We start from the raw sequence: 12,573 nt of genomic DNA, 5'->3' as shown, positions 1-12,573 counted from the left end.
GCATCCCGCCTTTCGCGATACGCCGAACGGCGGGATGCGCGACCCTACCCCCCTAGTTTCAGAGAGAGATCCATGACCAGCTCCTGCGACCGCAACAGAAAGAACGTCATCGCCTTCTACGAGCTGATGTTCAACGAATGCCGTCCCGCAGAAGCGATCGAACGCTACGCGGGCGCGACCTACATTCAGCACAACCCTCGCGTGGCCGATGGCAAGCAGGGCTTCATCGATTACTTCGAGCGTATCGCCAGGGAGTATCCGGGCAAGCGGCTGCACATCAAACGCACGGTTGCTGAAGGCGATCTGGTGGTCATTCACTGGCACCAGGAATGGCCTACCGATCAGGACAAGGACTGGGCTGGCATCGATATCTTCCGGCTCGATGGCGACGGCAAGATCGTTGAGCACTGGGATGTCTTGCAGGCGGTTCCACAGGAAGCTGCGCACGGCAACACGATGTTCTAGCTCCGTGTGGCGGGATACCCGATGCGGACGCTATCCCGCTCTACTCTGGCCCTCGCTTGGGCCAGGCGCTCCAAGCCCGCGTGCTACGCTGATTACCCATTCGATATCAATCGATATCAGTGCCCCGATCGCCGGAAGATGCCGGCTCCGAGCCTTGCCCCAAGACGTTCTTCGCAGGCGCGCAAGGCAGATCGGTGCCCCCGAATTCATCAGCAGCGCCACCCCGGAAGGAAGCCATGCAGCAGTTGACCCCCGCAGGACAGAACGTCGTCGATGATCTGGCCCGCCGTTACAACCTCAGCCAGAACGCGGTGATGGAGATGCTGGTTGCAGTCAATCAGGGCGGCGGCTTCATGGCGCAGTTCTGGTGCGGCGAACTCGGCGGTGGCGGCCAGTGGATGCGCGGCGGCATGACCATGGTGGGTGACATGTTCAACCACGGTCTTAAGAACACCGTCGACAATCTCTGCAATGACTTGTCCAACGCGCTGGCGAACACCCAGATGTTTCCGGTGGCGCCGCCCGGCTCGCGCAACAGCAGCCAGTGGTGGCCCGGCGATCTCGGCAGCCCGTTCAGCAGCGGCGGCCAGAACAACATCCGCTATGCCGTGTTTCCGCGACGGCTGGCAGTGGAACTCAACGGCCAGGTCACGGTGTACGACACGCTCGATCACAACATCGGCGGCGTCAGCCAGCAGCAGGGCGGCGATACCTCGCTGAGCTTCGGCAGCCAGTACGGCACGGTGTCGGTCAGCAGCCTGCCGATCGTGTCCGGCCCAGGGTTGATTCAGTCGGCGCAGGCGCCTCAGAACAACTTCGCGAACCCCGCCCCGGCGATGGCGCCGGAACCGCAGTCATCGTGGAACCCGCCGCCGCAGCCGAGCTTCGATCCGCCGCCCAGCAATCCTCAGCGATCCGGCAATGCCTCGTCGTCCGATGAGCTAATCGGCCTGATCGAGAAACTGGCCCGGCTGCGCGATGCCGGTGCGCTGACCGATCAGGAATTCAACACCAAGAAGAGCGAGTTGCTGGGGCGCCTCTGAAGCAGCGGCACGGGCTTCGTGGCGGGATGCGCGGTGATGCCGCTTTCCCGCCCTACAATCTGCGCTGATCTGCCGACCGATCGCGAGGCACTAGCCATGAGCACATTGTTGTCGCCGCGCCAGCTGCGCGAACGCTTCGTCGAGCGCGCCACTGCGAAGTTCGCGCGCAACGTGCCGGACTTCGTTCGGCTGCAGGCGCTGGTCGCTGCACAGGGCGGGCGCTTCCTGAACGATCACGGCGCGATCCGCACGGCGGACCCGGCAGTGGCAGCGTTGTTCGTCCGTGCCGCGCGCGTGCTCGGCCTGCAGCGCGAACGCAGCTACGTATTCCCGGCCAAGAAGCTGGTCAGCTTCGATCTGCAGGTGGTCGGCGATGACGCGCATCAGTTCAAGGTGTTCGTCAGCGAAGTCGATCTCGCCGCGTTTCCGCCGGAGGTTGCCGCGTTGGTTCGCGCGGATTGCGCGACACAAGCGAGCGCTGTCGATCACGGCACGTTCATCGCGCTGATCGCGAAGGCCGAAGCGCAGGGTGGCTTGAACGAAGCCGATGCCGAAGCTTTCGTCGCGCACTTTGTCGATGTGCTGATGGCGCGCAACGGCCCACCGATGCGGCGCACAACGCTCGATGCAGTCGCCGCCGTTTCCGGCGAAGCAGCCAGTGCTTTGGCGCTGGGGCCAGACTTCAATCACGTGACCATCGACGTGCCATCGGCGGGCTTTGGCGGCATCGAAGCGATGACAGCGGCAATGCTCGCGGCCGGCTTCACGATGCTGCCGGCAATCCAGGGCGCGCCCGGCACCAAGCTGCGCCAGACGGCAACGATGGCCGCGACAATGGCAACGCCGGTGCTGGAAGCCGATGGCCGCGTCGGCAACGCGCAGAGCGAGAAGCAGTTCGTCGAGATCATCGAACGCGCTCAGGCCATTGATGCCGATGGCGCGCCGCTCTGGGCTGACGATGGCGCGCCATTGATCTTCCGCAACTTCCTAGCTGCGAATGCCGAGAAGATCTTCGATGCGGCATCGACGCGCGGCAGCAGCGCGCCACAGAGCTGCTGAGCAGCGGATCGACCGCGGCGCGCTGACGCCATCCGGCAACGGCAGGCACACTCGGGTACTGATTCGCTCAGCTTGAGGAGATTCCGATGCCGCTTTTCATCCGCAAGCACATCGCTGCGCTGCTGACCGCCGTACTGCCGCTGATGCTGGCTGGCAACGCACAAGCCGAGGACCGTCTGGCGATTGCCGCGGTGCCGAGCATCGCGCCCGCCGCCGCCACGCTGAACACCGAGTTCCTGCGCCAGCATCCGGGTGCGACGATCACCGTCGCCAGCGCCGCTTCGGCAACGCTGGGCACGCAGATCGAGTCCGATGGCGCGTTCGACGTGCTGCTCGCCGATGACCAGGCGCTGCCGCAGCGGCTGGCCGTCAGCGGCAAGCTCGATGGCGGCAGCACGCGGGTGATCGGCATCGGTCTGCTGGCCTTGTGGACCAATACGCCGGGCGTCAATCCGGGCCGCGGTCGGCCGTTGTTCGCGGCGGACTACATCAACGCCATCGCGATCGCCGACCCGGCCAGCTCGCCGTTCGGTGTCATCGCCACCAACGCGCTGGATCGCCTGGGTGTCTCCGAAATCGCGACTCCGAAGCTGAAGCGGCTTGCCGACGATCTGGCAGTGGCCGAGGAGATCAAGGCCAAGGGTTCGGACATCGGCCTGCTGCCGATGCCGATGGTGAAAGCGCCGGCCTATCGCGATATCGGCACCTACATCCTGCTGCCGATCGGCGTCTACGAACCGGCGCAGTACACGGCGACCTTGAGCAAGGCCGGCAGTGGCAATGCGCTGGCGCAGGCCTATGTCGAGTTCCTGCGCTCGGCGCCGGCGCGGGCACTGCTGGCTACAGCCGGCTTCGAGGCCCCAGCCCCTACACCCTGAGCGCATCGCGCTGAGGCAACTCAGCGGCAGGAGCGTCACCGCGCTGTCATCGACGGTGACGAGCATCGGCCAGTGCTTCTGCTGGCTGCTGCCTCATGTCCCCCAAAAGTTTTGCGAATTCCCGTTTGAGCCGTCGTGATCTGCTGAAGGCCTCGCTCGCCATCGTGCCGATGCTCGCGGCCTGCACCGAAAGCGGCGAGACCGATGCGCCGCTGTCCGCCGCGCGCTTCGATCACGGAGTGGCCAGCGGTGATCCGGCCACCGACCGCGTGATCCTGTGGACGCGTGCGACGCCCCCAACCGACACGGGGTCTGATGTTGGCGAAGTGGTCATCGACTGGCTACTGGCCCGCGATCCGGGGCTCAGCGACATCGTGCTGCAAGGCCGCGTGCGTAGCGATTCAACGACCGATCACACAATCAAGATCGACGCTACAGGCCTGGCACCGGGTACCGTCTACTGGTACCGCTTCACGTCGGCCACGGCCTCCTCGCCGATCGGCCGCACACGCACGGCGCCGGTCGGCGCGGTCGATCATCTGCGTTTCGCCTTCGTCACCTGTGCCGATTTCAGCCGCGGCTTCTACAACGCCTATCGCCGCGTGGCCGAGCGCGACGATCTGCAGGCCGTGGTCCATCTCGGCGATTACATCTACGAGAACGGCGCCCAGGATCGCGTGCGTCCGCACCAGCCGCCGCGCGAGATCGTCAGCCTGGCCGATTACCGCGAGCGCTACGCCCAAGTCCGCCGTGATGCCGATCTGCAGGCGCTGCACGGCCAGCATCCGATGATCTGGGTCTGGGACGATCACGAGGTCGCCAACAACGCCTGGCGCGATGGCGCGGAGGCTCACGATCCGGCGACTCAAGGCGCCTACTCTGATCGCCGTGCCGCGGCGTTCCGGGCCGCGCATGAATGGCTGCCGATCCGCACGCCGGAGCCCGGCAATCTGGCCCGCGTCTATCGCGCGTTCTCGTTCGGCGATCTCGCCGATCTGACCATGATCGACGCCCGCCACATCGGCCGCGACCAGCCGGTGCCGCCGAATACCGTGTTCGGCGACGGCATCGGCGCGTTCACTCAGACCGGCGCTTTTGCCGATCCGGCACGGCAGATCCTCGGCACCGAGCAGGAAGCCTGGCTGGCCGCACAGCTCGCAGCGTCAACGGCGCGCTGGCAACTGCTTGGCAATCAGGTCTATTTCTCGCCGCTGAAACTGCTCGGCGCGCCACGCGCCAGCAATCTCAGCCTGTTCGTGTCGAACGACAAATGGGACGGCTACGAACCGGCGCGCGACCGGGTGCTGGCGATGCTCGATGGTCTGCGCAATCCGCTGATCCTGACTGGCGACGCCCACGAGGCCTACGCCTTCGATGTCACGCCGGACCCGAACAGCCTGCGCTACAACGCGCTGAGCGGCGAAGGTTCACGCGCGGTGGAATTCGTCGTCACCTCGACGACCTCGCGCGGCGATGCACCGGAGGGTTTGTCGATCAGCGGCTTGCTGGAACGGCTGCAGACCGGCATCACGCCTTTGCTGAGGCTGAGCAATCCGCATCTGAAATATCTGAACAACCGGCTCAACGGCTACCTGCTGCTCGACCTGACGCCAGCCCGAGCCCAGGCCGAGTTCTGGACGGTACCGATGGTTTCAAGCATCACCGATGAGCAAAGCCTCGATGCCGTCTGGATCTGCGACGACGGCACCAAGCGTTTGCGACGTGGCTGATCCCGCTCAGGGGCAAGGAATCGTGTAGCGCTTGTGGATCGCTTCGATGCCTTCGATCACCGCTTTCGACAGCTTCAGCTCGTGCGAAGCGATGTTCGATTTCAGCTGCTCCATCGACGTGGCGCCGATGATGTTCGCAGTCGTGAAATGCCGTGAAGTGACGAAGGCCAGCGCCATCTGGTTCAGCGCCAGGCCGTGCTCTTTCGCGAGGTCCGCATAGGCCTGAGTGGCAGCCATCGCGTGGTCGCCGTTGTAGCGGCTGAAGCGCGCGTACAGGGTCAGCCGCGCGTTTGCCGGGCGCTGGCCGTTCAGGTACTTGCCGGCGAGCATGCCGAAGGCCAGCGGCGAATAGGCCAGCAGGCTGAGCTGCTCGCGGTGCGAGAACTCGGCGAGGCCGACCTCGAAGCTGCGGTTCAGCAGGCTGTACGGATTCTGGATCGACACCGGGCGCGGCAGATTCTGCTCGCGGCTCAGGCGCAGGTACTCGGAAACGCCCCAGGGCGTTTCGTTCGAGACACCGACGTGGCGCACCTTGCCGGCTTTCACCAGGTCGCCGAGCGCACCCAGCGTCTCTTCGATCGGCGGCGCGCGGCTGTCATCGCTGGGCTTGAAGCCGAGCTGGCCGAAGTAGTTGGTGGCGCGTGACGGCCAGTGGATCTGGTAGAGATCGATGTAGTCGGTCTGCAGGCGCTTGAGCGAGGTATCGCAGGCGGCGAGCACGCTCTTCCGATCGAGCTTGGCACCGCCACGCATGTAATCCATCTGGCCGGGACCGGCGACCTTGGTCGCCAGCACGATGTCCTTGCGGCGGCCCTTCTTCGCGAACCAGGTGCCGATGATCTCTTCGGTGCGGCCATAGGTTTCGGCCTTCGGCGGCACCGGGTACATCTCGGCGACGTCGAAGAAGTTGATGCCCTGAGTCACGGCGTAATCCATCTGCTCGTGGCCTTCGGCTTCGCTGTTCTGCTCGCCCCAGGTCATGGTGCCGAGGCAGATGCTGCTGACTTCGAGATCGGTACGGCCGAGCTTGCGCATTTCCACGGGCATCACTCCTTCAGAGGCGGATGAATTCGAGGTCGGCGACCTCGTGACCGAGGCGCAGGCCACGGTTTTCGAAACGGGTCAGTGGGCGATCGTCCGGGCGCGGCACGAAGCGGCCGTCGGGGCTGAGATTCTTCAGGCGCGGCTCGGTGGCGATCGCTTCGAGCATGTGCTCGGCGTATGGCGCCCAGTCGGTCGCGAGCTTGAAGCGACCACCGGGTGCCAGCGCCTCGGCCACGGTGGCGACGAACGCCGGCTGGATGATCCGGCGCTTGTGGTGCTTGGTCTTGTGCCAGGGATCCGGGAACTGCACGACCACTTCGCAGAACGCGCCTTTCGGGGCCGTCGTCCGCAGGAACTCGGCAGCGTCGGCACACATCACGCGGACGTTGCTCAAGCCCGCTTTCTCGACTTCCTGCAACACGCGGCCGACACCGGGCCGATGCACTTCGGCGCCGATGTGGTTGATCTCCGGATGCGCCGCCGCCGCCTGCGCCAGACGCTCGCCATTGCCGAAGCCGATCTCCAGCGATAGCGGCGCAGCACGGCCGAAAGCTCCGGCAAAGTCGATCAGCGGCAGCGGATGAACATGCTCGCCATCGGGCATCGGCCCCAGGCCGTACTGCGGCCACAGGCGCTCCAGCGCATCGGCCTGGGCATCGGTGATCCGCCCTTCGCGGCGCACGAAGCTGCGGATCGCGCGGGCGCGGCGGTCGTTGTCGAGTACGGGAACTTCGGACATGCGAGTGCTCAGCCGATGACGCCGGCAATCGGCGACGAGGCCGAGGCGTAGCGTCGCATCGGCATGCGGCCGGCGAGCTTGGCTTCGCGGCCGGCGATGATCGCGTGCTTCATGGCGCTGGCCATCAGCACCGGGTCACGGGCTTCGGCGATCGCGGTGTTCATCAGCACGCCGTCACAGCCCAGCTCCATCGCGATGGCGGCGTCGCTGGCGGTGCCGACGCCGGCGTCGATGATGATCGGCACCTTGGCGTTCTCGATGATCGCCAGGATGTTGTAGCGGTTCTGGATGCCCAGACCGGAGCCGATCGGCGCCGCCAGCGGCATCACCGCGACGCAGCCGATCTCTTCGAGGCGCTTGGCCAGCACCGGGTCATCGCTGCAGTAGACCATCACGTCGAAGCCGTCGCGGACCAGGATTTCGGCGGCGGCGAGCGTGCCGATCACGTCCGGATACAGGGTCTTCGGATCGGCCAGCACTTCGAGCTTGACCAGCTTGTGGCCGTCGAGCAGTTCTCGGGCCAAGCGGCAGGTGCGCACGGCCTCGTCGGCGGTGTAGCAGCCGGCGGTATTGGGCAGGATCGTGTAGCGGCTCGGCGGGACGACGTCGAGCAGGCTCGGTTCGTTCGGGTTCTGACCGATGTTCACGCGGCGGATCGCCACGGTGATGATTTCCGCGCCGCTGGCTTCGGTCGCCAGCCGGGTTTCTTCGAGGCTCTTGTACTTGCCGCTGCCGACCAGCAGCCGCGAGCGATAGCGCTTGCCGGCGATGACCAGCGAATCGTCGGCAGCGGTGGACATGGGTTCAGCCTGGGTCATCTCGAATCTCGATCAGTGCGACTAAGCGTTCTACATCAACGCAGACACATAAAACTGCGTCATGCCCGCTAAGGCGGGCATCCAGTTTTGGCCGTAAGCGCCGTGTCAGAACTGGATTCCCGCCTGCGCGGGAATGACGTGAACATTTTGGGCGCAGGGAGACCAGCCGTTCTATCCGCCACCTATCGCCCGCACAACTTCCAGACGATCCCCTGAAACAAGTACCCGCTCGCCCCAGCTGCTGCGCGGCACGATGTCGCCGTTCAGCTCGGCAGCGCAGCGCTGGCCGGTCAGGCCGAGCGCTTCGATCACGGTAGCGACTGTGGCGGCGTCGGCAGAGTCGCGGGACTCGCCATTGACGATGATCTGCATGGCAGGACGAGGATTTGCGGGAGGCTTGAAGTTTAACCGACCGGGTCTGGCGTCGCCGCCGGCCCTGACCTTCCCTCGGATGACGAGGCCAGAGGCAGCGCCTACCATCGGCGGCACCTTGTCTTCACAGGAACTCTTGCATGCCGATCCGCAACGCGCCGTCCGCGGTGCCGACCACGCTGCGCTTCATCGGCGGCCGCCTGGCCCACCGCCTGCGTGGGCCGACTGCCGGGCCGCGCGTCGATTTCCGGGCACGCGTCGAGCGCGCGCTGGGGACGCTCGGCGATGCCGTGCTGCGTTGCGACTGGCTGAGAGTCGATGCCGATACGCCGCCGTGGCTCGACAGCGGCCTGTCGCTAGCCGACGGCCGCGCCGTCACCTTGATGGCCGACGGCGTGATCCAGGCCTCGCCGGCGCTCGATGTCGCGTTCGCGGCCAAGGTCGGCCTGTGGTTCCGGATCGGCGACGGCGAGCTGGCCAAGATCATCGGCGACGCCTGCACGCTGTATGTCGAAAACGGCGGCAGCCTTCGCTTCACGGCGAAGCCGCCGGGCGAGTTCGCCAACCGGCTCGGCGCCTTCGAAGCCGACATTCCGCGCGGCGGCATGCGCGGCGGTTTCGAGGTCGCCGTGATCCAGTGGCGCGATGATCCGGTGCCGGCGCTGGAAGCGGCCGCCGGGCACGATGCGGCGCTGTTCGGCCCGGCCCTGAAACGTTTGCAGGCGCCGGTGCAGCCGCCGGCAGGCTGGCACTACCTCTGGCGGCTCGGCGATGGCGAGATCTTCACCGCGGCGCCCCACCGCGATGGCGAACTGGCCTGCTGCACAAAGGCGGACGTCGGCATCCTGCAGTTCCCGGTCGACCGGCCGCTGACCGAAGCCAGCCGGATCGGCTGGTCGTGGTGCGTCGAGCAACTGCCGTCGAAGCTGCCCGAGCATATCGAGCCGACGCATGACTACCTGTCGATGGCGGTCGAGTTCGACAACGGGCTTGATCTCACCTGGATGTGGAGCGCGGCGCTGCCGGTCGACACGATCTTCCAGTGTCCGCTCGCCTGGTGGAAAGACCGGGAGACACACTGGGTGGTGCGCAGCGGCAGCCAGCAGCTCGGACGATGGCTCGATGAGCGCCGCTCGCTGGCGGACGACTACCGGAAGGCGATCGGTGGCCCGCTACCGAGCAGGATCACCGGCGTCTGGCTGATCGCCAATTCGGTGTTCCAGCGCGGCGAAGGCCGCTGCCGCTATCGCGACATCGCGCTCGAGGACAGCGAAGGGCGCTGGCCGATCCGCAGCTAGATCCGCATGAGCCGCGCGGCGCCGCGCCTACCGTGCAACAGGCCTTCACGGTGCGGCCGTGCGCGCGGTACGATTGCGGCCTCGTGCGGGTGTAGTTCAATGGTAGAACTGCAGCTTCCCAAGCTGCTAGCGTGGGTTCGATTCCCATCACCCGCTCCATCCCTTCCCGTTCGGTGGAAGGGATTTCCGCTTCGGAACGCTCAGGCGTTCAGCCAATCCCCCTTCAACGCCTTCAGGCGTTGAGCCAATCCAGATAGCGCTTGACGCCTTCCTCGACAGTCAGGAACGGGCGGTCGTAGCCGATGCTGCGCAGCCGGTCATGGCTGGCTTCGGTGAAGCTCTGGTAGCGGCCGCGCAGGTTGTCCGGGAACGGCACGTAGTCGATCCGGCCCTTGCCGTGCCAGGCGATCACGCTGTTGGCGATGTCGTTGAACGGCTGGGCGCGGCCGGTGCCGCAGTTGTAGATGCCGGAATGTTCCGGGTGATCCCAGAACCACAGGTTCATCGCGACGACGTCGTCGACGTGGATGAAGTCGCGGCGCTGGCCGCCGTTGTCGTAACCGTCCGATCCCTCGAACAGGCGGCACGCGCCGTCCTTGGCGATCTGGTTGTTGAAGTGGAACGCGGTCGAAGCCATGCCGCCCTTGTGCTGCTCGCGCGGTCCGTAGACGTTGAAGTAGCGCAGACCGATCACCTGCGACGTCAGTGACTGGCGGCGCACGTACTGGTCGAACAGGAACTTCGAGTAGGCGTAGACGTTCAGCGGTTTTTCGCAGTCGCGCTCTTCGCGGAAACCATGGGTGCCCATACCGTAGACCGAGGCCGAGCTGGCATAGAAGTACGGCACGCGATGCACCTGGCAGTAATGCAGCAGGCGCTTCGAGTAGTGGTAGTTGACGTCCATCATGTACTTGCCGTTCCACTCGGTGGTCGCCGAGCAGGCGCCCTGGTGGAAGATCGCGTGGATCTTCGGCAGATCGCCGCTTTCGACGCGGGCCAGGAACTCGTCCTTGTCGAGGTAGTCGGCGATTTCGCCATCGGCGAGGTTGCGGAATTTGGTGCCGTCACTCAGTTCATCGACCGCAATGATGTCGCTGCGGCTGCGGGCATTGAGACCGAGGACGATGTTGGATCCGATGAAGCCTGCGGCTCCGGTGACGACGATCACGGCACTTCTCCAGATGGGGGGGCGACGACAAGCTGCTGCCAGAGTGCTGCGACGGCAGCACGTTCCGCCGCAAAGTCTGCCTGATCAGCCAGTCCATCGGCCTGCTGCAAGGCCCGGCGATGCAGCCAGCCGCGATAGACGCGGGCGGCGTGCAACAGGCTGTCTCTCTGTTCAGGCGTTACCCGCTTCGCCTCGGCCAGCGCTTCGAGCTGTCGCCAGTTGTCGGTGTATTCGATCAGCCGCGCGTCCAGGTGAGCATCGCGCAGGCACAGGTACTGGGTCAGGAATTCAGCGTCGATCAGACCGCCGACGCTCTGCTTGACGTCCCACTTGCCAGCTGTGCGCTTCTCCAGGCTGACGCGCATCTTGGCGCGCATCTCGGCCACTTCGCGGCGCAGGGTTTCGACATTGCGGGCCCGGCACAGCACTTCGCGACGGACATCGGCGATCGCCGTACAGAGCGCATCACTGCCGGCAACCGTACGCGCCCGCAGCAGCGCCTGATGTTCCCAGGTCCAGGCCGATTCGCGCTGATAACGGGCAAAGCTCGGCAGGCCGCTGACCACCAGGCCGGAGTTGCCGCTGGGCCGGAGTTGCAGATCGATCTCGTAGGCGCGGCCGGCCGGCGTCTGGGTGGCCAGGTAATGGACGATGCGCTGACCGAGCCGGGCGAAGAACTGGGCATTGCTGAGCGGCCGCGCGCCGCTGGTGGCGGCATCTGGGGCGTCGCAGTCGTAGACGAAGACCAGGTCAAGATCGGAACCGTAGCCGAGTTCGATCGAGCCGAACTTGCCGTAGCCGAGGATCGCGAAACCGGCCGGACGGCCATCGGCATGACTGGGCTCGCCGTGGGCTTCGGCGAGCTGCGCCCAGCCGCTGGCGAGTGCACGATCGACGATCGCTTCGGCCAGCCAGGTCAGACGATCGCTGACCTGGACCAGCGGCAGGCTGCCGGCCAGATCACTGGCGGCGATGCGCAGGGTCATCTCCTGGCGATAGCGGCGCAGCACGTCCATCTGCGCTTCGACATCGCTGGCCTCGACTCGGGCGTAGCGCGTCACCAGGTCATCCCGCAGCTGCTCTTTCGACGGCGCCTCGGTAGCCAGCCGCGGATCGAGCAGCGCGTCGAGCAGCGCCGGCGTGCGCGCCAGCAAGGTGGTCAGCCAGGGGCTGGCGGCGCACAGGCGCAGCAGGGCCGAGCGGGCCATGGCGGAGTCGTGCAACAGGATCAGATAGGTGCTGCGGCCAAGAATGGCGGCGATCACTTCGAAGACGCGGGTTGCGGCCACCGCCGGCTCCGGCTGCTTGATCGCTTCATCGAGCAGCAGCGGCAGCAAGGTGCGCAGACGCTGCTGGGCGGCATCGCTCAAGGTGCGCATCTGCCGCGACTGGCGCAGATCGGTCAGCGCCTTGGCGACCAGCGCGGCGCCGCTGCCGAAGCCCAGTGCCGACAAGGTCTCCGGGTCTTCGGCCGAGATGCCCCAGGCTTCGCCCGCCGCGCTGTCGAAGCAGCGGGACTGCGGCGTCTTCTCCGGCTCCGCGAACAGCCGCTCGAACTCGCGGCGGACGCGCTGACGGGCGGCTTCCAGCGGCACCATCGCGGCGGCGTAGTCGGCACTGCCGAGTGCCGCGGCAAACGCTGCCCGCGTGGCATTGTCGGTCGGCAGCACATGGGTTTGAAGATCGCCATGCAGCTGCACGGCGTTCTCGGCGCGGCGCAGCAGCACGTAAGCAGCATCGAGCGCCTGCGCGGCATCGGCCGGCAACAGGCCGGCCTCGCCGAGATAGGCCAGCACCGGCCGCAGCCGGGCGTCGCGCAGCCGGGCGTCCTGGCCGCCGCGAGTCAGCTGGAACAGCTGGACGATGAACTCCACTTCGCGGATGCCGCCGGGGCCGAGCTTGAGGTTGTCGGCGGCGCCCTTGGCCTGGGCATCGCGGTCGATCAGGCCCTTCAGCTCG

Annotated in this window: 12 protein-coding genes and 1 tRNA gene; 7 read left to right on the top strand and 6 right to left on the bottom strand. The window is 66.1% G+C overall.

Translation table 11 applies throughout. The annotated features are described in order from the left end of the window. The first annotated feature begins 72 nt into the window (after positions 1–72). The 5 genes from QZY06_RS19605 (at position 73) to QZY06_RS19585 (ending at position 5,175) form a co-directional block, all read left to right on the top strand. A complete protein-coding gene (locus QZY06_RS19605) occupies positions 73–465 on the top strand; it encodes a nuclear transport factor 2 family protein (RefSeq protein ID WP_367275686.1) in 393 nt (130 codons plus the stop codon). Positions 466–701: 236 nt separating this feature from the next. Further along, the gene (locus QZY06_RS19600; protein WP_295687322.1) at positions 702–1,508 is read left to right on the top strand and encodes an SHOCT domain-containing protein; all 807 of its coding nucleotides are present in this window, start codon (positions 702–704) and stop codon (positions 1,506–1,508) included. Positions 1,509–1,604: 96 nt separating this feature from the next. After that, the gene (locus QZY06_RS19595) at positions 1,605–2,567 is read left to right on the top strand and encodes a DUF1338 family protein (RefSeq protein ID WP_295687319.1); all 963 of its coding nucleotides are present in this window, start codon (positions 1,605–1,607) and stop codon (positions 2,565–2,567) included. Positions 2,568–2,653: 86 nt separating this feature from the next. Then, the gene (modA, locus tag QZY06_RS19590) at positions 2,654–3,445 is read left to right on the top strand and encodes a molybdate ABC transporter substrate-binding protein (RefSeq protein WP_295687316.1); all 792 of its coding nucleotides are present in this window, start codon (positions 2,654–2,656) and stop codon (positions 3,443–3,445) included. A gap of 95 nt (positions 3,446–3,540) precedes the next feature. Next, positions 3,541–5,175, top strand: coding sequence for an alkaline phosphatase D family protein (locus QZY06_RS19585; RefSeq protein WP_295687313.1), 1,635 nt, complete (start codon positions 3,541–3,543; stop codon positions 5,173–5,175). A 6-nt stretch (positions 5,176–5,181) separates the two neighbouring features. Here QZY06_RS19585 and QZY06_RS19580 read toward each other — a convergent pair whose 3' ends face one another. The 4 genes from QZY06_RS19580 to thiS form a co-directional block, all read right to left on the bottom strand. Further along, positions 5,182–6,216 (bottom strand): NADP(H)-dependent aldo-keto reductase, encoded by a 1,035-nt coding sequence (locus tag QZY06_RS19580; RefSeq protein ID WP_367275685.1) that lies wholly within the window; start codon positions 6,214–6,216, stop codon positions 5,182–5,184. 13 nt (positions 6,217–6,229) lie between these two features. Next, entirely contained in the window at positions 6,230–6,958 is a 729-nt protein-coding gene (trmB, locus tag QZY06_RS19575) for a tRNA (guanosine(46)-N7)-methyltransferase TrmB (protein ID WP_295687310.1), read from the bottom strand. A gap of 8 nt (positions 6,959–6,966) precedes the next feature. Then, positions 6,967–7,758: a thiazole synthase gene (locus tag QZY06_RS19570; RefSeq protein WP_295687309.1), complete on the bottom strand. Its 792-nt coding sequence runs from the start codon at positions 7,756–7,758 to the stop codon at positions 6,967–6,969. Positions 7,759–7,947: 189 nt separating this feature from the next. Then, positions 7,948–8,148 (bottom strand): sulfur carrier protein ThiS, encoded by a 201-nt coding sequence (gene thiS / locus QZY06_RS19565; RefSeq protein WP_295687306.1) that lies wholly within the window; start codon positions 8,146–8,148, stop codon positions 7,948–7,950. 140 nt (positions 8,149–8,288) lie between these two features. On the opposite strand from thiS, the gene QZY06_RS19560 reads away from it, so the two are divergent. Together QZY06_RS19560 and QZY06_RS19555 are read left to right on the top strand one after the other, a co-directional pair. Beyond that, complete coding sequence (locus QZY06_RS19560; protein ID WP_295687303.1) at positions 8,289–9,446, top strand: DUF3047 domain-containing protein; 1,158 nt, start codon at positions 8,289–8,291, stop codon at positions 9,444–9,446. Between the two features lie 85 nt (positions 9,447–9,531). Further along, a tRNA-Gly gene (locus tag QZY06_RS19555) sits at positions 9,532–9,605 on the top strand. Positions 9,606–9,678: 73 nt separating this feature from the next. On the opposite strand, the gene rfaD is transcribed toward QZY06_RS19555, so the two are convergent. Further along, positions 9,679–10,614 (bottom strand): ADP-glyceromanno-heptose 6-epimerase, encoded by a 936-nt coding sequence (gene rfaD, locus QZY06_RS19550; protein ID WP_295687301.1) that lies wholly within the window; start codon positions 10,612–10,614, stop codon positions 9,679–9,681. Continuing rightward, a partial coding sequence (gene glnE, locus QZY06_RS19545) for a bifunctional [glutamate--ammonia ligase]-adenylyl-L-tyrosine phosphorylase/[glutamate--ammonia-ligase] adenylyltransferase (RefSeq protein WP_295687300.1) occupies positions 10,611–12,573 on the bottom strand: 1,963 nt, incomplete at its 5' end. The genes rfaD and glnE, both read right to left, overlap by 4 nt.

The organism is uncultured Nevskia sp. (genome assembly GCF_903885465.1).
GTDB lineage: Bacteria > Pseudomonadota > Gammaproteobacteria > Nevskiales > Nevskiaceae > Nevskia.
This window is presented reverse-complemented; position numbering and strand designations above follow the sequence as displayed.